The following is a 21,411-nucleotide window of genomic DNA, read 5'->3' on the forward strand; positions in this document are numbered from 1 at the left end:
TTCCAGGATACGAGAGTCAGCATCGATGAAGAAAAAAAACCAGCTGTTGAGCGCCTTAGCGTTAAGTGTCGGGTTATCTCTCTCGGCGTCCTTCCCCGCCAGTGCGGCACTACCTTCGCAGGTGCCAGGACAAGAAGCCATTCCCAGCCTTGCGCCGATGCTTGAAAAAGTCCTGCCTGCGGTAGTCAGCGTTCAGGTGGAAGGGACGGCACGCCAAAGCCAGCGTATTCCCGAAGAGCTGAAGAAATATTTTGGCGAAGAGGCGCCGGATCAGCAGGCTCAGCCGTTTGAAGGCCTTGGTTCGGGCGTGATTATCGACGCGGCCAAAGGCTATATCCTGACCAATAACCACGTGATCAGCCAGGCTGATAAAATCAGCGTTCAGCTGAACGATGGCCGGGAGTTTGACGCCAAACTGATCGGCGGTGACGATCAGAGTGATATCGCCCTGCTACAGGTGCAAAACCCCAGCAACCTGACCCAGATCGCCATCGCCGATTCCGATAAGCTGCGCGTGGGTGATTTTGCCGTCGCGGTCGGTAATCCGTTCGGTTTAGGGCAGACCGCCACCTCCGGGATTGTCTCTGCCCTGGGGCGCAGCGGCCTGAATCTCGAAGGGCTGGAAAATTTCATCCAGACCGATGCCTCCATCAACCGGGGCAACTCCGGCGGTGCGCTGCTTAACCTGAACGGCGAACTGATCGGCATTAATACCGCTATCCTCGCACCAGGCGGCGGCAGCATCGGGATTGGTTTTGCCATTCCGAGTAACATGGCTAAAACCCTGTCTCAACAGCTGATACAGTTTGGCGAGGTTAAGCGCGGGCTGCTGGGCATTAAAGGCATGGAGATGAGCGCTGATATCGCCAAAGCCTTTAAGCTCAACGTCCAGCGCGGGGCGTTTGTCAGCGAAGTGCTGCCCAACTCAGGCTCTGCGAAAGCGGGCGTGAAATCCGGTGACGTTATTGTCAGCCTGAACGATAAACCGCTGAGCAGCTTCGCTGAATTACGTTCGCGTATTGCCACCACGGAGCCTGGCGCTAAAGTGAAGCTGGGCCTGATCCGCGAGGGCAAACCGCTGACCGTGGAAGTGACACTGGACAAGAGCACCTCCTCTTCCGCCAGTGCAGAACAGATCTCCCCGGCGCTACAGGGCGCAACGCTGAGCGACGGTCAGCTTAAAGACGGCACGAAAGGCATTTCTGTCACTGCCGTTGAGAAAAGCAGTCCAGCCGCGCAGGCAGGTTTACATCAGGACGACGTGATCGTGGGCGTGAACCGCACTCGCGTGCAGTCTATTGCCGAAATGCGTAAGGTGCTGGAGAGTAAACCGGCGGTCATTGCCCTGCAAATTATCCGTGGCAACGACACCCTCTACATTTTACTGCGTTAACCATTTGCGACTCCGGGCATCGCCGCTGCGTGTGATGTCCGGATAACTCATGTTATGCTGCAAACCGTTCCTTTTTTAACGACACACGCATCATGCTTTTAAAGCTCTTTCGTTCAATTGTCATTGGTTTGATCGTTGCCGGTCTGCTGCTGGTGGCTATGCCATCTTTACGCCAGTTCAACAAACTGTCGGCTCCTCAGTTCGACAGCACGGATGAAACGCCTGCAACGTACAATCAGGCGGTACGCCGTGCCGCCCCCGCCGTGGTTAACGTCTATAACCGCGGGCTTAACAGTTCCGCTCATAACCAGCTGGAGATCCGCACGCTCGGTTCCGGTGTGATCATGGATGACCGGGGTTACATCATCACCAATAAACACGTGATCAACGATGCCGACCAGATTATCGTCGCCTTGCAGGATGGCCGCGTGTTTGAAGCCCTGCTGGTGGGGTCGGACAGCCTGACCGATCTGGCGGTGCTGAAGATCAACGCCACGGGCGGTCTGCCGACTATCCCGATTAATCGCAAACGAACGCCGCATATCGGCGATGTGGTGCTGGCGATCGGTAACCCGTATAACCTGGGCCAGACCATCACTCAGGGGATCATCAGCGCGACAGGTCGAATTGGACTGAACCCGTCAGGGCGGCAGAACTTCCTGCAAACCGATGCCTCGATCAACCACGGTAACTCCGGCGGTGCGCTGGTGAACTCTCTGGGCGAACTGATGGGCATTAACACCCTCTCCTTCGACAAGAGCAACGATGGCGAAACACCGGAAGGGATTGGCTTTGCCATTCCGTTCCAGCTGGCGACCAAGATCATGGACAAGCTGATCCGCGATGGCCGCGTGATCCGTGGCTACATCGGTATTGGCGGGCGTGAAATCGCGCCGATGCATACGCAGGGCGGTGGTATCGATCAGATCCAGGGGATTGTGGTCAACGAAGTGGCACCTGGCGGCCCGGCGGCCAATGCAGGTATCCAGGTGAACGACGTTATTCTTTCCGTCAACGGCACGCCGGCGGTCTCTGCGCTGGAAACGATGGACCAGGTGGCGGAAATTCGACCGGGCTCTATCATCCCCGTAGAAGTCATGCGTAATGACAAGAAGCTCACGATTCAGGTCACCATCCAGGAATACCCGGCCACTAACTGACGGGCATAAAAAAACGGAGCTTAGCGCTCCGTTTTTTTTACCGGGACAAGATCACTTGTTAACGAACTCTTCGCCCAGCGTGATGTCTTTCTTCAGCGTATCCAGCATGCCTTCCATCGCGTTTTGCTCAAACGCGCTCAGCGTGCCGATAGACTTACGCTCTTCAACGCCGTTTTTACCCAGCAGCAGCGGCTGAGAGAAGAAGCGCGCGTGTTCACCGTCGCCTTCTACGTAAGCGCATTCAACCACGTTTTTCTCGCCCTGCAGCGCGCGAACCAGAGACAGGCCGAAACGCGCCGCCGCCTGGCCCATAGACAGGGTTGCAGAACCGCCACCCGCCTTCGCTTCCACCACTTCGGTGCCTGCATTCTGAATACGTTTGGTCAGGTCAGCCACTTCCTGCTCGGTGAAGCTCACGCCCGGGATCTGCGACAGCAGAGGCAGGATGGTCACGCCAGAGTGTCCGCCGATAACCGGCACTTCCACTTCCGTTGGCTGCTTGCCTTTCAGCTCAGCCACGAAGGTATTGGAACGGATGATATCCAGCGTAGTTACGCCGAACAGTTTGTTCTTGTCGTAAACGCCCGCTTTCTTCAGCACTTCTGCTGCGATGGCAACGGTGGTGTTCACCGGGTTGGTGATGATACCGATGCACGCTTTCGGGCAGGTTTCAGCGATCTGCTGAACCAGGTTTTTCACGATGCCCGCGTTGACGTTGAACAGGTCTGAACGATCCATACCCGGTTTACGTGCAACACCCGCGGAGATCAGCACCACATCGGCACCCTGCAACGCAGGACGCGCATCTTCACCGGAGAAGCCTTTGATTTTCACAGCTGTCGGGATGTGGCTCAGGTCAACCGCCACACCTGGGGTTACCGGAGCAATATCGTACAGGGAGAGTTCTGAGCCTGAAGGCAGTTGGGTTTTCAGTAGTAGGGCAAGCGCCTGGCCGATACCACCAGCAGCGCCGAGGACTGCGACTTTCATCCTAAACTCCTTATTATGGTTAACTTAAGTATCTGTAACTCCGTTGCGGCGACCATAATTCAGCACGTCATTAATTACAATTTTCATCGCTAAAGAATTTGAGGTCGCACGTCTTTGACCTTCACCCGAATGCTATCAGGCTGTGGGCAACAACGAATTAAGAGGGGGTTACAATACACCCTGCCACGCCACCAAAACAACATCATTTTGATAACATTTAATTTACTTTTAAGCTTATTTGCGCGGCGTGACCCAGGCATGTTTTCTGATAACGAAATCTGATAAAATCTCTCCCTTTCATAACATTATTTCAGCCTGGTGCCAGGTAGATAATTTGCATAAAAATTCATCCACATGCATAATAATGTTGTTTCTATCGTCATATTCCGGGTGACTTATGCGAAGCTCGTCTAAGCAAGAAGAATTAGTGAAAGCGTTTAAAGCGCTACTCAAAGAAGAGAAATTCAGTTCTCAGGGAGAAATTGTTCAGGCGTTGCAGGAGCAAGGCTTCGACAACATCAACCAGTCGAAGGTCTCCCGCATGTTAACCAAGTTTGGTGCAGTGCGTACGCGCAACGCCAAAATGGAGATGGTTTATTGCCTGCCTGCTGAACTTGGCGTGCCAACGACCTCCAGCCCGCTGAAAAACCTGGTTCTGGACATTGACTATAACGATGCCGTGGTCGTGATCCACACCAGCCCGGGTGCAGCCCAGCTGATTGCCCGCCTGCTGGACTCGCTGGGTAAAGCAGAGGGGATCCTCGGGACCATCGCCGGCGATGACACCATTTTTACGACCCCGGCAAATGGTTTCTCGGTGAAAGACCTCTACGAAGCGATTCTGGTCCTGTTCGAACAGGAACTGTAATCTTCTGCCCCGTAGCGCCTGGCTACGGGGATCATTCTGCTGCCGCCTCGTTTTACCCTGCTTTTCTCTGCCTGCTGCTTTTGCAAATAGTGCTTTTTACCGCCTGTTAACATTCATTCAGTGAATGATCTGCCGTAAAATCGCACTAAAAATCAAAGCCACCTATCCAATTGATTTACATAAGAAAAAATCATAACACCTGCAGAGTAACGCCCTTTTTTATTCATTCCCGTTATAAAAAATGATGTTTTTAACACGTAATAACAGGCGAAACCATTAGTCTGGTATTAATTTTTTGCGTGATTAGTGTATACTTGATTTTGTGATGAGGGTCACAGAACAAAGACCCCAGTAAAATAATTGACGAGGTAAATAATCATGAAAATTAAAACCACTGTAGCTGCCCTGAGCGTACTGTCAGTCCTGTCATTCGGTGCGTTTGCAGCCGACACTATTAACGCCGAACAGGCACAATCCCGTCAGGCTATCGGGACCGTTTCTGTTGGTGCCATTGGTACTTCTCCGATGGACATGCACGAAATGCTGAACAAAAAAGCGGAAGAACAGGGTGCGTCATCTTATCGCATCATCGAAGCGCGCAGTGGCGACCACTGGCACGCTACCGCAGAACTGTACAAATAAACCCTCGTCGTATCTCATCATACGACTTGCCCCTGACCTCCCGGTCAGGGGCTTTTTTATCACTGGCGCACGTTGAAACGCAGTTGCCCTTCCAGCTCCTCCTCCGCTTCATCAAACAATAAAATCAATGCGCCAAAGCGTCTGCGCAGTTTTTCAGGCAGATGGGTAAATTCGATCTCCAGCGGTAACGGCAGCCTGTCGCCGGTAACCACATCCCATAGCATATCAAGATTGTTTACGCTGCCCCGCTCCAGGTCGAACGCCCGGATAAACTCGCGGTAGAAGTCTTCCTGACTATCAATTTCGTCAAAATCAAAGGTATAAATTTTCATTGCCAGCCACCCGGTACAGGCGGGCGGCAGATGCCGCCCTGTCTATTATAAGCCCCCGATATGCAGGGTTTTAACTTCCAGAAACTCCTCCAGCCCCAGCACGGACCCCTCGCGCCCCAGCCCGGACTCTTTTACGCCCCCAAACGGACCCAGCTCGGTCGAGACCGCACATTCATTAATTCCGATCATGCCGCTCTCAATGGCCTGTGAGACGCGGAACACGCGCGAGAGATTCTGGGTATAAAAGTAGGCCGCCAGCCCGTAAGGCGTATTGTTAGCGCGCATAACCACTTCGTCTTCCGACGTGAAGCGGAAGCAGGCGGCAACGGGACCAAAGGTCTCCTCTTCTGCCAGCTTCATGCCTTCATGGCAGTCACCGAGTACGGTTGGCATCCAGAAGTTGCCGCCAAGTTCGTGCGGTTTACCCCCAGCCAGCACCGTGGCCCCCTTCGCTACCGCATCTTCGACGTGCTCACGGACTTTCTCGACAGCCGAAGGCTCAATCAGCGGGCCGACAACGACGCCTTCGTCCAGACCGTTACCCACCTTCAGCGCCTTCACCGCATCGGCAAGCTGATTGACAAACTTGTCATAGACCGTCTCCTGAATATAGAAACGGTTTACGCTGACGCAGACCTGCCCGGCGTTACGGAATTTATTGGCGATGGCGCCTTTGACGGCGGCCTCAATATCCGCGTCCTCGAAAACGATATACGGCGCATTGCCGCCCAGCTCCATCGATACCTTTTTCATGGTCTCAGCGGAATTGCGAACCAGCGTTTTCCCGACGGCGGTTGACCCCGTAAACGAGATTTTGCGCACGTCATGGCTGGCCATAATGGCGTCGCTAATTTCTGAGGTGCTCCCCGCGACCGCATTCAGCACACCATCCGGCACACCGGCCTGCTTCGCCAGCGTCAGCAGCGCAAAGGCGCTCAGCGGCGTGTTGTTTGCAGGCTTGATGACGCCGGTACATCCTGCTGCCAGCGCCGGGCCGAGCTTACGGGTGAGCATAGCCATCGGGAAATTCCATGGCGTGATAGCAGCAACCACCCCAACAGGTTCACGAGTGGCCAGAATACGGGAGCCGGGTTTAACCGGAGGAATGATTTCACCGTTAGCGCGCTTGGCCTGCTCCGCAAACCACTGAATAAAGCTGGCAGCGTAGTCCACCTCGCCCTCAGCCTCTTTCAGCGGCTTGCCCTGCTCGGTGGTCATCAGCCGCCCGAGCCAGCTTTTGTTCTCGATAATCAGTTCATACCAACGATAGAGGATCGCGGAACGCTCTTTTGCCGTTTTTGCGCGCCATGCGGGAAAGGCTTTCGTCGCGGCCGCAATGGCCTCTTCGGTTTCGGCTTTCCCTGCTTTCGCCACTTTCGCAACCACCTCACCCGTGGCCGGGTTTAGCACATCAAACGTGGTGTCGAGTGTTTTCCAGATACCGTTAACCAGATACCCGGTCTGAAAAAGAATACTGTCCTGAAGAGCCTGGGTTGTCATGTGTCCTCCCTTCCTGAATGTTTGAACCTGCAAGAATAAGTATAGCCACAAAAAAACCGACGCTTTTGGCGTCGGTTTTCTCTTCGTTAGCTGTCTGTCAGCGCATTCTGGTAGCGGTGCAGCATAAACACCAGCCGCTCTACCGGCTCGGTAACCTGCGGCGGGGCTTCCCAGACTCGCAGTTTCTCCTGGTAGATATCCAGCTCCTCCAGCAGTTGCTTAAAGTAGCGGCGACGTTTGTCATCACTGGATGCCGATATCACATGGTCCGCCGTTCGCCGTAGCTGGCGGTGGAAAGCGGACAAATCGTCGTTGATCGGCACTGGCGCGTTCCGCAGACGCTGGTGCGCGATAATCATGGTTAACGCCAGACGGAAGCGAGCGACATCGCCCGGGAATTTATTCAACAGCAGGAACAGTTGCTGGTAAAGAGCCGGAAGGTGGTTCTGCTTGCGCCGCGCGGTGTTGGTGGTCAAGGACGATACGGCGGCCGACACAAACTGATTGAGCAGCACGCGCCCTGTCCGCGCCTGAGAGTTATCCCGCACCAGCAGGATCACCATCATCGCCAGGAAACAGCCCACCAGCTGGCCTAATGCGCTATCCAGGAACTGGCTGAAATGGAAGGTCATCGGGTTATCCAGCACGAGGATGTTAATCGTACTCGCCAGCGCACCTAACGATCCCAGACGGCGTTTTTGTACCTCAATCCCGATAAAGAACGCCATCACCGCCAGGCTGATACAGAGCAAAAGCATGCTTTGCTGCGTCGAGGGGATGATTACCAGGAAGTAGAGCGCGCCAATGGGTAACGCCGCAATGGTGCCGTACAGAAAATCAATAGCGACCATGCGCGGGTTGGGCAGACGCATCGCCAGCGCGGTAACGACGGCAATCATCACCATCGCGCCGCTGCCGGACGTCCAGCCGGTCCACAGCCAGAACAGCGTGCCGAGTATACAGGCCAGGGTGGTACGCCAGAAGTTAACCATCGCATGATGACGCTCGGCGGATTCCGGTTTGATCACCACTTCGCCCTGTAACACCTCTTCTTCCGCCGCACTGATTTTGGTGTTGCTAATCACGCCGCGTTTCAGAAGCAGGTAGCGCGTTGCGGCGCCAACCCAGGTATAAATGGTGACTGGCGTATCCCGTTCGCCCGTCCAGGCAATCACACGACGCATGCGTTTAAGCTGTCGATGCACGTCCTGCACCGTCTCCACAGGCTCATCAAACAGTTCGCGGAAGGTATCCGTTACCACTTCGGGGCGAGTGTTCTGAATCAGGTAGGTTTCACACGCCTGGGTGATCAGCGTTAACGAGACGGTATTGATCGCTTTTAGACGACGATTGGCACGCTCCCAGCGGGAAGACTCCATATTGAGATTACTGCGCATCCCTTCCAGCGCCTGCGTGCGGCGCACCAGCGCGCTCCAGGCCTTGTCGACCTCTTCGCTGTCGCCGTGCTTAATGCACAGCTGCATGAGCTGGTACTGGGCAACAATCAGCGCGTCCAGCTCACGATCGACTTCCTGCTTGATGGATCGCGGAGAGAAGAGCAGATCGGCGACAATCGCGCAGACGATACCAATGACAATCTCGCTGCAACGTTCCACGGCGAACTGCGGAGCAAGCAGCGGTTCACTCTGAATGGTGATGATAATAATCAGCGCGGTATATCCCGCCAGGCCCCAGGCGTACGAGTTCTCCACCTTCACCAGCGAAGAGACCCAGGTGCAAAAACCCGCCCAGATACAGCATACAATCAGCATCAGCAGCGGCGTGCGGATCATCAGGATGATAATGGTCAGGGCGGCGATACAGCCGATAAAGGTACCGATAATACGCAGCATCCCGCGATAGCGAATTGCCCCGGAGTAAGGTTCGCCACCCGCCGCGAAGGCAGGACCGGCGGCGACGATCGCGGCGGTCAGAACAGCCCAGCGCGGCGTTTCAAGCTGGAAATGGAAGCCAACAAACAGCGCCAGCACAATGGCGCATGCCAGCTTCACGGCGAAGCGGATGTGCTGGCTGGCGATGGAAAAAATGCCCATAGCGATCAACCAAACTCGCGCAGGCGATGGGCGATTTGACGGAAGATAGAATCCTGGCTGGCATCACGGTCTTTTTCACCGGTGATCACTACCGTCGCCGTGGTGCCAGCGGGCCAGAGGTTGCTCTGCTGCTCATCCAGACGAATGCGTACCGGTACGCGCTGCGCCAGACGAACCCACTCGAGGTTAGAATCGACGGTCGCCATCCCTTTTGAATCATTGGTACTGCTGGCGTTGGTCACCCCCGCGGCCACGCTGTCCACGGTTCCTTTCAGGACCCGGTTGCTGCCGAGCGGCGTGATTTCGGCGCGATAGCCCGGACGCACGCCTTCCAGCTTGGTCTCTTCCATATAGGCGAGGACGTAGAAAGAGTTCTGTTTCACCAGCGCCACGGCCGTAGAGCCGCGCGTGATAAACTCACCCGCATAGACGTTGAGGTTGGTTACCCAGCCATCGGACGGGGCGCGGATAACGGTACGTTCCAGATCGAGCTTCGCCAGATCGCGCGTCGCCTGCGCTTTTGCCAGCTGATGCAGCACGGTTTGCAGCACGTTATTGGACTGATCAATCTCTTCCCGGGACATGGCCTGGATGCCCAGCTTGTTACGACGTCCTGCTTCACGGCGTTTTTCAGCGGCCAGCGCGTTGTAATACGCTACGTCGGCTTCCGCTTCTTCCAGCGCTTTTTGATAGCGCGGCTGGTCGATAGTGAACAGTACCTGATCTTTTTTCACCAGCTGGTTATCGTGGACATTGACCGCCGTAATGAGACCGGCGACATCGGGCGCTATCGCGACCACCTCCGCGCTGAAACGCGCATCGCGCGTCCACGGGGATTCGGTGTAATAAACCCAGGCGCGAAAAATAGCGATGAACGCCAGGATGACCAGCGCCATAGTGATGGCAGTGCGGGAGATTTTTCTTGTTAGCGTTTTCACATCAACCTCAGACAAACATGCGCGATATTAAATAGAACAGGCAGCAATACAGCGCGGTATTAAACAATGCAGGATGCCAGACGAAATCATAAATCCCGGTAGGGACCAGCACCTTGCGCACCAGCCAGAAGATCGCCAGTGATAAAAGAAGCTCGAAAAATATCGGTGGGAACGACAGACCGAACACCACGATAACGGGAAACAGACTCATGTTGACCTTGATTAAAGAGATGCAGGTTACTGGATTATTAAGCTCACGCCGCCGCAGGAGAGCATGAATTGCCGGGTGAGAGTGGCGCAGCCGTTATGTAATTAATAATATATTAACGTAACTGTTATGCTGTTATCTATCATATGTGATCTAAATCACTTTTAAGCCAGAGTGAATAATGGAACGTCTAAAACGCATGTCCGTCTTTGCGAAAGTGGTTGAGCAAGGCTCTTTTACCGCCGCAGCACGTCAGCTACAAATGAGCGTCTCATCCATTAGCCAGACAGTGTCAAAACTGGAAGATGAGCTCCAGGTGAAGCTGCTCAACCGCAGCACCCGCAGCATTGGGCTGACGGAAGCGGGTAAAATTTACTATCAGGGCTGCCGTCGAATGCTGCATGAAGTGCAGGATGTTCACGAGCAGCTCTACGCCTTTAACAACACGCCTATCGGCACGCTGCGTATCGGGTGTTCTTCAACTATGGCACAAAATGTTCTCGCTGCCATGACGGCGGAAATGCTGAAAGAGTATCCCGGTTTAACCGTTAATCTGGTAACGGGTATTCCGGCACCGGATCTGATTGCCGATGGGTTAGACGTGGTGATCCGCGTTGGCGCATTGCAGGACTCGAGCCTGTTCTCGCGTCGACTGGGCAGCATGCCGATGGTGGTCTGCGCTTCGAAAAGCTATCTGGCACAGTATGGCGTACCGGAAAAACCTGCCGACCTTAGCAACCACTCGTGGCTGGAATACAGCGTTCGCCCAGATAACGAATTTGAACTGATCGCGCCAGAAGGGCTTTCCACCAAACTGCTGCCTGAAGGCCGTTTCGTGACCAACGATCCGATGACCATCTCACGCTGGCTGGTGGCCGGGGCCGGGATCGCCTACGTGCCGCTGATGTGGGTGATCAACGAGATCAACAGCGGCGAACTGGAGATCCTCTTCCCGCGCTACCAGTCGGATCCGCGCCCGGTGTACGCGCTCTATACCGAAAAGGACAAGCTGCCGCTGAAGGTGCAGGTCTGTATTAACTATCTGACGGACTATTTTGTGGAAGTGGCAGAGCTGTTTCAGGGGATGCGGGGAAGAAGGAAAGAGTAGGCCTCCCCCTCACCCCGGCCCTCTCCCCAAAGGGGCGAGGGAGAAAAGACGGCACGGAGCAGTCCCCTCTCCCCGTTGGGGAGAGGGTTAGGGTGAGGGGAAAATGAAAAAATTACGCCGTGCCGCCCACCGTCAGGTTATCAACCTTCAGCGTAGGCTGACCGACGCCCACAGGCAGGCTCTGGCCCTCTTTGCCGCAAACGCCCACGCCGTTATCCAGCTTCAGGTCGTTACCCACCATGGAAATCTGCTGCATGGCCTCAATGCCAGAGCCAATCAGGGTTGCGCCCTTCACCGCTTTGGTCACTTTGCCCTTCTCAATCAGATACGCCTCTGAGGTAGAGAAGACAAATTTACCGGAGGTGATATCCACCTGGCCGCCGCCAAAGTTCGGCGCGAAGATCCCGTAATCAACGGATTCGATAATCTCCTGCGGCGTGGATTTACCCGGCAGCATGTAGGTGTTGGTCATGCGCGGCATCGGCAGGTGTGCGTAGGATTCGCGACGACCGTTACCCGTTGGCGCAACGCCCATCAGACGCGCGTTAAGCTTGTCCTGCATGTAACCTTTCAGTACGCCATTTTCGATCAGCACGTTGTACTGGCCCGGCGTGCCTTCATCGTCGATAGAAATCGAGCCGCGACGGTCGAGCATAGTGCCATCATCCACCACGGTACACAGCTCGGAGGAGACAAGCTGCCCCATCTGACCGCTGAATACGGACGTCCCGCGACGGTTGAAATCCCCCTCCAGGCCGTGACCGACCGCTTCGTGCAGCAGCACGCCAGGCCAGCCTGCGCCCAGAACCACCGGCAGCGTACCGGCAGGTGCCGCCACGGCAGACAGGTTGACCAGCGCCATGCGCACGGCTTCTTTTGCCCACGTATCCGCGCGTGCTTCGCCGTCAACGTCGCCGAGGAACCAGTCGTAGCCAAAACGACCGCCGCCACCGCTTGAGCCGCGCTCGCGCTTGCCGTCGTCTTCCACCTGCACGCTGATAGAGAGGCGCACAAGCGGACGCACGTCGGCGGCCAGCGTACCGTCCGTCGCCGCCACCAGAATCAGCTCATAGACCCCGCTCAGACTGGCAGAGACTTCCTGCACGCGTTTGTCCGCCGCGCGAGCCACTTTGTCCACGCGACGCAGGATGTCCAGCTTCTCTTCGCGGCTCATGCTCTGCAACGGATCGATGCTGGTATAGAGCGCAGCGTGCTGCACTTCACCCAGGGTTTTCACGCGACCGTCGCCGGTATCACGCACAATGGTTCGCGCCGCCTGCGCGCTCTGCTCCAGCGCGGCCAGGCTTATCTGGTCTGCATAAGCAAAACCGGTTTTTTCGCCGCTGACGGCGCGCACGCCGACGCCCTGGTCAATGTTATAAGAACCATCTTTAATGATGCTGTCTTCTAAAACCCAGGATTCGTGATAGCTCGACTGGAAATAGAGATCGCCGTAGTCGAGGCGGCGTTCGGTCAGTTGACCAAGAATGGAGAACAGGTCCTGATGGCTCAGGCCGTTCGCTGCGAGCAAATGTTCACTTACCAGGTTCAGACTCATCGTATTGCTACTCGTTCGTTGCCGCCGGTGGCGGTATAAAATCAATATTATTGAGAGTGAGGCAATTACCTGCCCACGTCAAATCATTGCTGTGCTTCTTTGCGCGGCTGGCGCAGCACTTCATTAATCTGCGGTTTATCGATTGGGCCCGTAATGCGGTAGCGCAGAATCGAGACTTTGCTCCAGAGCGGCCCCAGCACTTTGCTGGCGGCAAATACCGCCGCGCCGATTATCGGATTGACCACAAAAGCGGTAGCGACACCCACTGTAGCGGAGATTTCCGGGGCAACAACCGCTTCCATATCCAGCTCCCGGCGCACGAGGTTCACTGATCCTTTCATGGCGATGTCCGCTTCCAGGCCGTCCAGCAGCGTATCATCGGTATGCATCACGCCGTCCTTGATCCAGGCCGTTCCGCGAATGGAGTCATAATAGAAACCGTCGTTGAAGGTATCGCTGAAATCGAAGCGCAGCTTGCGCAGCAGCGCGTCAAAGCTCAGCAGGCGCAGTATTTGCCCTGCATGACCGGTGCTAACATCGGCAATTTGTCCCTTACCAAAACGGGTTCTGAGGATACCGTTCAGCGAGGCAACGTCCGGCTGCCACGGTGCCGCGCGCCAGTGCAGATCGTAATTCACATCGAAGGACGATCCGCGAAGCGGCGTGCTGATCCCAAAGAAGTTAGCCGCGGAGTCCAGCTTGTTGCCTTTAATATCGCCCTTCAGCGAGGTGCGCTGTTCACCCGGTTTGTTCACCCACTCGCCAGCGGCGGTCATGCGGCCAAAGCCGGTATCCACCAGCCCACCAGAGAGGCTCAGCGTATTGCCCTGAATAGCAAAATCACCGTCGATACGGCCATATTTCTGTCCCCACAGCCAGCACTCCGCACAGTGCAGCTGGAGATCGGGCCAGTTGCTGAAATCCACGCGCGACGTTCCACTGCTGCTGAAAGGAGACGTACTTGTCGACTGTGTTTTAGACGCCGTAAAGGTCGGGTTGTAATAGAGATAACGGATAGCCGCCTGCCATGGCGCGTTATCGCGCATCGTCAACGAACCGTTAATTTCACGCCCCTGCGCCTCGACCTTTGAGCCGTTCACCGTCGGCCGGGAGACAATACTCAGGTTGTTCCACTGCTGCCCACCTAGCGTCAGCGCAGGCGTGCGCAAGGTAATGGACTGCGGGAACTGCGCCGTTTGATCGACGTTTTGCCCGACACCTTTCTGAAACAGTGCCAGCCACTCTGCGCCATCCATCGGCGGGAGATTCAGTTCAATGCCCGCCTGCTCCGGCAGCGGCGGCGTGGTACGGCTGTCCGTCGTCCAGATCGCCCTGTCCAGCGTCAGCTTGCGGTTAAGCAGCCAGCGGCTGTTGAAGTGGTTTGTTCCGCCAGCGTTTCCGGTTAAATCGAAGCTGTTAAGGTTGCCCGCAACCTTTACGTTGACGGGCAGTGCTTCACCGCTTTTCTTGTTCAGCGGTGCGGGAAGCTGGCTACTGAGGTTTTTCAGATCGCCCGTAATGTCGACGTTATAGCGCGCACCGGCATGATAAGGCAGATCGATGGCGACCTTGCCATTCCATGACACCGCGCCGTCCACCGCATTCTCAATCGGCTTCGGCAGAACATCCATGCGTGACGGCTGCCAGTTCGCGTCCATATTGACCGCCACCTGGTAGGCTTTATCGCCCTCGGTGGTGGAGAAATCGATATTGACGGGTTGATTGAACCAGGTCGCTTTCAGCGGCTTACTTTTCAGATTGCCGTTAACAAAGCTGAACTGACCGCTAAGGTTTTTCAGCGTGCTGTCCAGCGGCTTGATATAGAGGCTGTTATTGTTCAGACGAACGTCGCCTTTGGCGGTGGTCATTTCACCGTCGAGCGGGATATCCAGATGTAAGCGAGCATTCACATCACCATCTAACTGCAACTGCTGGAGAGTGGCCGCCAGGGAGTCATCCAGCGGCGTATCTTCAAAATATGGGCCAACCGCTTTACCCGGCCCATTAATATCCGCATCAATCAGCAGTTTCTCTTTGGAGTAATCCGGGATGTTTGCCGTCAGGTTGCTTGCCGTTACGCCGCCCAGCGCAACGCTGTCCGTCTTCATCCACAAGCCGTCATTCAGGAAGTTGAGTTCGATATTCAGATTCTTCAGCGCGGGCCAGTCCGGCTGGAAGGCATAGGTGGCGTTGCGTAGCGGCACCAGAACCTGGAACTGGCCTTCGTTATGCTTATACGGGAACAGGTGCGGATTGCCGCCGTAGACCAGCGTGGCGTTATCCGCCTGACCGCCCTGAATGGCGCCGCTGAGATAGTCTACCAGCGCTTTCCCCATCAGGTTTTCCGGGAAGTAGCGCCACGCCTGCGAACCATCATCCGTGCTGATGCCCGCCAGAATGCCCAGCCACGGCTCATCGCCTTCAGGCTGTAGATAACGGAAATTACCGCGGGCATGTACCGCTTTGGCTTTTACATCAATATCGCGACCATCGAGCTGAAAACCTTTGTCATTCTTCAGCCAGTTGAGGGTGGCGTTTCCCTTTTCGATCTCCAGTGGCGCACGGAAGACCGTTTCGTACGGCATTTTTGCTTCCTGCATTTCTGCCGTCAGCCTGCCGTTTTCCACGCTTCCTTCCAGTTTACCGCTGAAGTGCTCGGCACCCGGCAGCAGCTTCCACTTTTTCCATGCGAGATTTTTCCATGCCGCCTGAAAACGCGTCTTTTCCGTGGCCTGGAGCGGAATATCCAGCGCCAGCCGGTTTATCTGCCCGCTCGGTTGCGTCGCCAGCCAGATTTCGCCCAGCTCCGGGGAGAGTTTTGCGGCCATTGAACGCAGCCCTTCGATCGCCGTCAGATCCAGGTTACTGGCGCGGATACGCAGCTCATCGCTGCGTTTACCGTTTATCCCGCCGACGTCCTGCTCCGGCATCCACGCCAGCGTCAGCGCGCCGCGCGGCCAGGGTTTGTTATCCATGGAGATGCGCGTATCCGGAATAGCGAACTGCCAGCCGCCTTTATCCTGCGTCACGTGTGCGGTGAGGTTATCGACGGAAAGCTGATGCTGATGGTTTTCCCCCTTCCAGCTCGCGCCCCCCTGCTTAAGCCAGATATCGCCGCTGGCGAATGCCCCGTTCGTCAGGGTCATCCAGCCTTCCAGGCTGAAGCGCGCGGTTTCCAGCTGCATGTTCTGCTGTAGCCACTCACCCAGCCACGGCTTCACGTCCACGTCGTCCGCCTGTAGCCACACCCTGCCGTTGTTCAGCAGGCCATTGTCGTCGCGCAGATCCATCCGCACCTGCATAACGCCGTGCTGCCCGTTCAGGCTGGAGAGATTCACCTGCCCCTCGGCGCGGTGGCGATCTTTCCCGTTTAGCCAGGTCAGCTGTGGGATCGCCAGCTCAGCGCGCTGTCCGGAAAGGGTTATAAAGCTCACTTCGCTGTCGCGGAGATCGAAATGATCGAACTGACGCAGGAAGAGATCGCTGATACGGCTGGTTTCCAGCCCACGATCGCTGTCGCCGCTTTGCAGCGGCGTGTTGGTCATAAGCTGAAGTTGCCAGAAGGTGAGATCGCGAAACTGCCAGCGCAGATGCAGCAGGCTTTGCCAGACATCCAGCGCCAGGGTGACGCGTTTGATTTTAAGATGGCCGCCATCTTTCAGGATGGCGCTGATATCCCGCGCATCAAGCGTCGGGCCAAAGTTCTGCCAGCTTGCCTCGATATGGCTCACGTCCACCGGCAGACCGGTGGCAGATTCGATTTTTGCCAGGATCTGCGGCCGCCAGCTGTCCAGATGCGGCAAGGCGAGACGCAGCCCGCTCACGAGCAACGCGACAATCACGACCAGCGTTGCCCCTGTAAGCAGTAAAATCCCCGGCAATCGCCTCACGCGTCTCTCCTTGTCAGCCTTAAATCTCGCAGCGAACTGCGTTTACATCATGACGACGTCAAACTGCTCCTGGTTATAGAGCGGCTCAATTTGCACTTTTACCTGTTTGCCGACAAAGATTTCCACTTCCGCCAGCGCGTGCGACTCTTCCCCTTTCAGGGCCTCCGCCACCGCAGGGGAAGCATAGACCAGAAAACGGTCTGAGTCGTAGGCATGATGGACACGGACAATCTCACGCATGATCTCGTAGCAGACCGTCTCCACCGTCTTTACCGTTCCGCGTCCATGGCAGGTTGGACACTCATTACACAGGACATGTTCCACGCTTTCGCGGGTCCGTTTCCGGGTCATTTCCACCAGACCGAGCTGCGAGAAGCCATTGATGCTGGTTTTCACGCGATCTTTACTCAGCGCCTGCTCCAGGGAGTGCAGCACGCGACGGCGGTGGTCTTCATTATTCATATCGATAAAGTCGATGATGATAATACCGCCCAGATTACGCAGGCGAAGCTGGCGTGCGATGGCCTGCGTCGCTTCTATATTGGTATTAAAGATGGTGTCATCGAGGTTGCGATGGCCGACAAACGCGCCGGTGTTGATGTCGACGGTGGTCATCGCTTCGGTCTGATCAATAATCAGATAGCCACCCGATTTCAGCTCAACCTTACGCTCCAGCGCACGCTGGATCTCGTTTTCAACGTCATAGAGATCAAATATCGGCTGGCGTCCGGTGTAATGCTCCAGCAGCCCCGGCATTTCCGGGATGTACTCGGCGGTGAACTCCAGTAAGGCTTCGTACGTCAGACGCGAGTCCACGCGGATTCGGTCGAGCTGCGCATCGGCGAAATCACGTAATACGCGCTGAGCGAGCGCCAGCTCACCGTACAGCCGGTAGCGGGTCTGGTTGCGTTTTTTACGCTCCATCACTTTGGTCCAGACGCGCTTCAGATAGGCCGCATCCGAGGCCAGGTCTTCTTCGCTGATCCCTTCCGCTGCGGTACGGATAATAAACCCACCCTGCTCGTCGCAGTAGGCGCTGACCACCTTTTTCAGGCGTTCACGCTCGCTTTCGCTCTCAATACGCTGTGACACGCCGACGTGCGACGCCCCCGGCATAAAGACCAGATAACGTGAAGGAAGGGTGATGTCGGTGGTCAGACGCGCGCCTTTGGTGCCCAGCGGATCTTTTACCACCTGCACCATCAGATCCTGGCCCTGACGCACCAGCTCAGAGATGTCGCGCACGGCAAACTGCTTTTGCTCTTCGCCTGCCACGCATTCGGTATGCGGCATGATGTCGGAGGCGTGTAAAAACGCCGCTTTATCGAGCCCAATATCTACAAAAGCCGCCTGCATACCCGGCAGTACACGACTGACACGACCTTTGTAGATATTGCCTACGATTCCGCGCCGCGCTTCACGCTCAATATGAATTTCCTGAAGAATGCCACCATCAATGTAGGCCACACGGGTTTCCGATGGCGTTACGTTTACCAACAATTCAGCCGTCATAATTATCCCTTCCCTCACGCAGTGAGTTAAAATTGCTCAGCAACTCATACGTTTCCACCAGCGGTAAGCCGACTACGGCGTGATAGCTGCCATTTATCTTCCTGACAAAACAGCCACCCAACCCTTGAATACCGTATGCACCTGCTTTATCCATAGGTTCACCGCTGGCGACATAGCCGGCGATCTCCTCGTCGGTGAGGACTCTGAACGTCACTTCCGTTACCATAAGGCAATCCAGAACGTACTGGCTGTCTGCCAGCGCTACCGCCGTCATCACCTGATGGGTTTGTCCGGACATGTTACGCAGCATCCGCGCAGCATGGTCTGCGTCGCGGGGTTTCTCAAGCACCTCACCATTGAGGATGACGATGGTATCGGCCCCCAGCACCGGTAAGTCACGCGGCACGCATGCAACGCCCGCCTGCGCTTTTTCACGCGCCAGACGGGAGACATACTGCTGAGCGCTTTCGCCCTCAGCACGTTTTTCTTCGATACCGGTAACGATGCGTTCGAAGGATACACCCAACTGCGCGAGCAGTTCCTGGCGACGCGGAGAACCGGAGGCAAGATACAAAGACGTCATAGAAACCTTTTATTGCACGGCAAACTGCTGGCGAATTTTACGCATCAGCAGGAACAGCCACGGCCAGAGCACACCGTTTACTACACTACTCCAGAACACTTCCGGTCGGAAAGAGACGTTGATCACTAAAAACTCTGCCCAGAAAACAACGATATCCGCAGCGAGCGACAACAACATCACCACCAGCGCCTGTTGCCAGAGCGCAAGGTTACGAAAGAGCTGGAATTTGAGTGCAACGAGATACGCAATAATGCTCATGGATAAGGCGCGGACGCCAAGCGTAGAGCCACTGATAAGATCCAGTATGGCACCCATCACAAAACCTGTGCCGACATTTACGCGGTGCGGCAGGGCAAGGATCCAGTAGAGCAAAATGAGTAATACCCAGTTTGGCCGGAAAACAAGAATGTCGTCCGGCCAGGGCATAATTTGCAGCAACAATGCAACGAGGAATGAGAGCCAGATTACCCAGCGCCCCTGGCTACGATAACTGGCCACTACTGCCCTCCACCCGAGACTTGCGGCGGTGGCGGCGCATCCGGTAGCGGCTGCGTTAACCCCGTCGCCGGAGCCGGTACGGGCGCAGGTGGCCCCATTGCATCCGGCGCAGGCAGCACCTGCGGCATCATCTGCATCAGGCGCTCATTGGCCACGCGATGCACATCTTCCGGCGTCATCGGGTTAGCGCCGTTGCGATCGGCGCCCCATAGCAGCAGCAGGTAGCGTAAACGCTGCAAGCCAGCCGTTGGACGCGCCTGGATCACGGTGTAGGCACGTTGAGTGTCGAGCTTCACGGAAGAGACAACCGCAACCGGGTAGCCTTCAGGGAAACGACCGCCCAGACCAGACGTCACCAGCACGTCACCCACGCGGATATCCGTGTTGGCGGGCAGGTGTTCCAGTTGCAGATCGTCCGTACAACCATTACCGGCGGCAATTACGCGAATATCGTTACGCAGCACCTGAATCGGCAGTGCATGGGTGGCATCGCAAATCAGCAGCACACGGCTGGTCAGTTTGGCAACCGCCACGACCTGGCCCACAACGCCTTTATCGCTGATGACAGGCTGACCTTCGTATACGCCGTTCACGCTGCCTTTATCAATCACCACCTGATCGCTGTATGGATCGTTTACGGTGGAGATCACCTGGGTGACCATTTTCTGTTCATCCTGGCGCAGCGGCGAGCCAAGCAGTTCCCGCAGACGCGCGTTTTCCTGCTTATATTGCCCCAGCATCAGTAGCTCGCTGTTTTTCAGCAGCAGTTCCTGGCGTAATGCACGGTTTTCGAGTTCGAGCTGGTCACGCGATGAAAGCGTTTGCGACACGGAGTCGAGCAGTTCACGGGGACCATTTGAAATAAAGTAGAAAGGACTGACGGCGGTATCCATGTACGTTCGGATCTGGCTGAACGTACCGAGGCGGCTATCGGCAATAATGACCCCGAGCGCCACCAGAACCGCCAGGATCAGGCGAAACTGTAGCGACGGGCCACGGCTAAAAATTGGCTTCATAGGCTATGCGTATTCTCGCGTCAGAGAGAAAGGGTAGCCATTTGCTACCCTCTCACACCCGACTACTCTTCGCTAAACAAGTCGCCGCCGTGCATGTCGATCATTTCCAGCGCCTTGCCACCACCACGGGCGACGCAAGTCAGTGGATCTTCTGCAACTACGACAGGAATACCTGTCTCTTCCATTAACAGGCGGTCGAGGTTACGCAGCAGCGCACCACCACCGGTCAGAACCATACCGCGCTCGGAGATATCGGAGGCCAGCTCTGGCGGGCACTGTTCCAGCGCAACCATCACCGCGCTCACGATGCCGGTCAGCGGCTCCTGCAACGCTTCCAGGATTTCGTTGGAGTTCAGGGTGAATCCGCGTGGCACGCCTTCTGCCAGGTTACGACCGCGAACTTCGATCTCGCGAACTTCATCACCCGGGTAGGCAGAACCGATTTCATGCTTGATGCGCTCTGCGGTCGCTTCACCGATCAGAGAGCCGTAGTTACGGCGAACGTAATTGATGATGGCTTCGTCGAAACGGTCGCCGCCGATACGCACGGAAGAGGAGTACACCACGCCGTTCAGGGAGATAACGGCCACTTCAGTGGTACCGCCACCGATATCCACCACCATAGAACCGGTTGCTTCAGAAACCGGCAGACCCGCACCAATTGCCGCAGCCATCGGTTCTTCAATCAGGAACACTTCACGCGCACCGGCACCCTGAGCGGATTCACGGATTGCACGGCGTTCAACCTGGGTTGCGCCAACCGGCACACACACCAGTACGCGCGGGCTTGGGCGCATGAAGCTGTTGCTGTGAACCTGCTTGATGAAGTGCTGAAGCATTTTTTCGGTCACGAAGAAGTCAGCAATAACGCCATCTTTCATTGGGCGGATCGCGGCAATGTTGCCCGGCGTACGGCCCAGCATCTGCTTCGCATCATGGCCTACTGCGGCCACGCTTTTTGGCGAGCCAGCACGATCCTGACGAATGGCCACAACGGAAGGCTCATTCAATACGATGCCTTGTCCTTTTACATAGATAAGGGTATTCGCGGTACCCAGGTCAATGGACAGGTCATTGGAAAACATGCCACGAAATTTTTTCAACATACTAAGGGATAATCCTGAAAGCTGGGGCGGAAAACAAAATCCGCTTACTTTACCA

The 21,411-nt window shown here is 55.9% G+C and carries 18 protein-coding genes; 5 read left to right on the top strand and 13 right to left on the bottom strand.

The window, feature by feature from the left end; all coding sequences use genetic code 11:
* Window positions 1-25 precede the first annotated feature (25 nt).
* A complete protein-coding gene (gene degQ, locus ACQG1K_RS19980; RefSeq protein WP_022649555.1) occupies window positions 26-1,393 on the top strand; it encodes a serine endoprotease DegQ in 1,368 nt (455 codons plus the stop codon).
* A 92-nt stretch (window positions 1,394-1,485) separates the two neighbouring features.
* A complete protein-coding gene (gene degS / locus ACQG1K_RS19985) occupies window positions 1,486-2,553 on the top strand; it encodes an outer membrane-stress sensor serine endopeptidase DegS (protein WP_003860430.1) in 1,068 nt (355 codons plus the stop codon).
* A gap of 51 nt (window positions 2,554-2,604) precedes the next feature.
* Here degS and mdh read toward each other — a convergent pair whose 3' ends face one another.
* A complete protein-coding gene (gene mdh, locus ACQG1K_RS19990) occupies window positions 2,605-3,543 on the bottom strand; it encodes a malate dehydrogenase (RefSeq protein WP_023298737.1) in 939 nt (312 codons plus the stop codon).
* A gap of 397 nt (window positions 3,544-3,940) precedes the next feature.
* On the opposite strand from mdh, the gene argR reads away from it, so the two are divergent.
* The gene (gene argR, locus ACQG1K_RS19995) at window positions 3,941-4,411 is read left to right on the top strand and encodes a transcriptional regulator ArgR (protein ID WP_003860428.1); all 471 of its coding nucleotides are present in this window, start codon (window positions 3,941-3,943) and stop codon (window positions 4,409-4,411) included.
* A gap of 378 nt (window positions 4,412-4,789) precedes the next feature.
* On the top strand, window positions 4,790-5,053 hold the full coding sequence (gene yhcN / locus ACQG1K_RS20000) for a peroxide/acid stress response protein YhcN (protein ID WP_006812160.1): 264 nt from the start codon (window positions 4,790-4,792) through the stop codon (window positions 5,051-5,053).
* Window positions 5,054-5,112: 59 nt separating this feature from the next.
* Here yhcN and ACQG1K_RS20005 read toward each other — a convergent pair whose 3' ends face one another.
* From ACQG1K_RS20005 to aaeX, 5 genes are all read right to left on the bottom strand, one after another.
* A complete protein-coding gene (locus ACQG1K_RS20005) occupies window positions 5,113-5,385 on the bottom strand; it encodes a barstar family protein (RefSeq protein WP_022649557.1) in 273 nt (90 codons plus the stop codon).
* Window positions 5,386-5,430: 45 nt separating this feature from the next.
* Entirely contained in the window at window positions 5,431-6,885 is a 1,455-nt protein-coding gene (locus ACQG1K_RS20010; RefSeq protein ID WP_022649558.1) for an NAD-dependent succinate-semialdehyde dehydrogenase, read from the bottom strand.
* 86 nt (window positions 6,886-6,971) lie between these two features.
* Window positions 6,972-8,939 (bottom strand): p-hydroxybenzoic acid efflux pump subunit AaeB, encoded by a 1,968-nt coding sequence (gene aaeB, locus ACQG1K_RS20015; RefSeq protein WP_023298739.1) that lies wholly within the window; start codon window positions 8,937-8,939, stop codon window positions 6,972-6,974.
* Between the two features lie 5 nt (window positions 8,940-8,944).
* The gene (gene aaeA, locus ACQG1K_RS20020) at window positions 8,945-9,877 is read right to left on the bottom strand and encodes a p-hydroxybenzoic acid efflux pump subunit AaeA (protein WP_023298740.1); all 933 of its coding nucleotides are present in this window, start codon (window positions 9,875-9,877) and stop codon (window positions 8,945-8,947) included.
* A gap of 7 nt (window positions 9,878-9,884) precedes the next feature.
* A complete protein-coding gene (gene aaeX, locus ACQG1K_RS20025) occupies window positions 9,885-10,088 on the bottom strand; it encodes a p-hydroxybenzoic acid efflux pump operon protein AaeX (protein WP_003860416.1) in 204 nt (67 codons plus the stop codon).
* Between the two features lie 178 nt (window positions 10,089-10,266).
* Here aaeX and aaeR point away from each other — a divergent pair, with 178 nt between their 5' ends.
* Window positions 10,267-11,193 (top strand): HTH-type transcriptional activator AaeR, encoded by a 927-nt coding sequence (gene aaeR / locus ACQG1K_RS20030; RefSeq protein ID WP_022649561.1) that lies wholly within the window; start codon window positions 10,267-10,269, stop codon window positions 11,191-11,193.
* Window positions 11,194-11,305: 112 nt separating this feature from the next.
* On the opposite strand, the gene tldD is transcribed toward aaeR, so the two are convergent.
* The 7 genes from tldD to mreB all read right to left on the bottom strand — a co-directional run bounded on the left by tldD (window position 11,306) and on the right by mreB (window position 21,356).
* Entirely contained in the window at window positions 11,306-12,751 is a 1,446-nt protein-coding gene (gene tldD, locus ACQG1K_RS20035; RefSeq protein ID WP_199126317.1) for a metalloprotease TldD, read from the bottom strand.
* An 83-nt stretch (window positions 12,752-12,834) separates the two neighbouring features.
* Window positions 12,835-16,641 carry an AsmA2 domain-containing protein YhdP gene (gene yhdP, locus ACQG1K_RS20040; RefSeq protein WP_367074902.1) on the bottom strand — a complete coding sequence of 1,269 codons (3,807 nt, stop codon included), beginning with the start codon at window positions 16,639-16,641 and terminating at the stop codon, window positions 12,835-12,837.
* A gap of 42 nt (window positions 16,642-16,683) precedes the next feature.
* Window positions 16,684-18,153, bottom strand: a complete 1,470-nt coding sequence (gene rng / locus ACQG1K_RS20045; protein ID WP_003860405.1) for a ribonuclease G — start codon at window positions 18,151-18,153, stop codon at window positions 16,684-16,686.
* Window positions 18,143-18,736, bottom strand: a complete 594-nt coding sequence (locus ACQG1K_RS20050; RefSeq protein WP_367074900.1) for a Maf family protein — start codon at window positions 18,734-18,736, stop codon at window positions 18,143-18,145. Before ACQG1K_RS20050 ends, rng begins: the two co-directional genes overlap by 11 nt.
* A 9-nt stretch (window positions 18,737-18,745) precedes the next feature.
* Window positions 18,746-19,234: a rod shape-determining protein MreD gene (mreD, locus tag ACQG1K_RS20055; RefSeq protein WP_003860402.1), complete on the bottom strand. Its 489-nt coding sequence runs from the start codon at window positions 19,232-19,234 to the stop codon at window positions 18,746-18,748.
* Window positions 19,234-20,250, bottom strand: a complete 1,017-nt coding sequence (gene mreC, locus ACQG1K_RS20060) for a rod shape-determining protein MreC (RefSeq protein WP_003860400.1) — start codon at window positions 20,248-20,250, stop codon at window positions 19,234-19,236. The genes mreD and mreC overlap by 1 nt, the downstream gene beginning before the upstream one ends.
* A gap of 62 nt (window positions 20,251-20,312) precedes the next feature.
* Complete coding sequence (mreB, locus tag ACQG1K_RS20065; RefSeq protein ID WP_000913396.1) at window positions 20,313-21,356, bottom strand: rod shape-determining protein MreB; 1,044 nt, start codon at window positions 21,354-21,356, stop codon at window positions 20,313-20,315.
* Between the last annotated feature and the right edge of the window lie 55 nt (window positions 21,357-21,411).

It is taken from the genome of Enterobacter cloacae complex sp. 402C9, from assembly GCF_050030745.1.
Lineage (GTDB): Bacteria > Pseudomonadota > Gammaproteobacteria > Enterobacterales > Enterobacteriaceae > Enterobacter > Enterobacter intestinihominis.

What these genes read in the sequence shown, in the direction of transcription:
- rng (WP_003860405.1), bottom strand. Translation starts at nt 18,153, where the DNA reads ATGACGGCTGAATTGTTGGTAAACGTAACGCCATCGGAAACCCGTGTG.
- degS (WP_003860430.1), top strand. Translation starts at nt 1,486, where the DNA reads ATGCTTTTAAAGCTCTTTCGTTCAATTGTCATTGGTTTGATCGTTGCC.
- argR (WP_003860428.1), top strand. Translation starts at nt 3,941, where the DNA reads ATGCGAAGCTCGTCTAAGCAAGAAGAATTAGTGAAAGCGTTTAAAGCG.
- ACQG1K_RS20005 (WP_022649557.1), bottom strand. Translation starts at nt 5,385, where the DNA reads ATGAAAATTTATACCTTTGATTTTGACGAAATTGATAGTCAGGAAGAC.
- mreC (WP_003860400.1), bottom strand. Translation starts at nt 20,250, where the DNA reads ATGAAGCCAATTTTTAGCCGTGGCCCGTCGCTACAGTTTCGCCTGATC.
- aaeR (WP_022649561.1), top strand. Translation starts at nt 10,267, where the DNA reads ATGGAACGTCTAAAACGCATGTCCGTCTTTGCGAAAGTGGTTGAGCAA.
- aaeX (WP_003860416.1), bottom strand. Translation starts at nt 10,088, where the DNA reads ATGAGTCTGTTTCCCGTTATCGTGGTGTTCGGTCTGTCGTTCCCACCG.
- mdh (WP_023298737.1), bottom strand. Translation starts at nt 3,543, where the DNA reads ATGAAAGTCGCAGTCCTCGGCGCTGCTGGTGGTATCGGCCAGGCGCTT.
- ACQG1K_RS20050 (WP_367074900.1), bottom strand. Translation starts at nt 18,736, where the DNA reads ATGACGTCTTTGTATCTTGCCTCCGGTTCTCCGCGTCGCCAGGAACTG.
- tldD (WP_199126317.1), bottom strand. Translation starts at nt 12,751, where the DNA reads ATGAGTCTGAACCTGGTAAGTGAACATTTGCTCGCAGCGAACGGCCTG.
- degQ (WP_022649555.1), top strand. Translation starts at nt 26, where the DNA reads ATGAAGAAAAAAAACCAGCTGTTGAGCGCCTTAGCGTTAAGTGTCGGG.
- aaeB (WP_023298739.1), bottom strand. Translation starts at nt 8,939, where the DNA reads ATGGGCATTTTTTCCATCGCCAGCCAGCACATCCGCTTCGCCGTGAAG.
- ACQG1K_RS20010 (WP_022649558.1), bottom strand. Translation starts at nt 6,885, where the DNA reads ATGACAACCCAGGCTCTTCAGGACAGTATTCTTTTTCAGACCGGGTAT.
- yhcN (WP_006812160.1), top strand. Translation starts at nt 4,790, where the DNA reads ATGAAAATTAAAACCACTGTAGCTGCCCTGAGCGTACTGTCAGTCCTG.
- mreB (WP_000913396.1), bottom strand. Translation starts at nt 21,356, where the DNA reads ATGTTGAAAAAATTTCGTGGCATGTTTTCCAATGACCTGTCCATTGAC.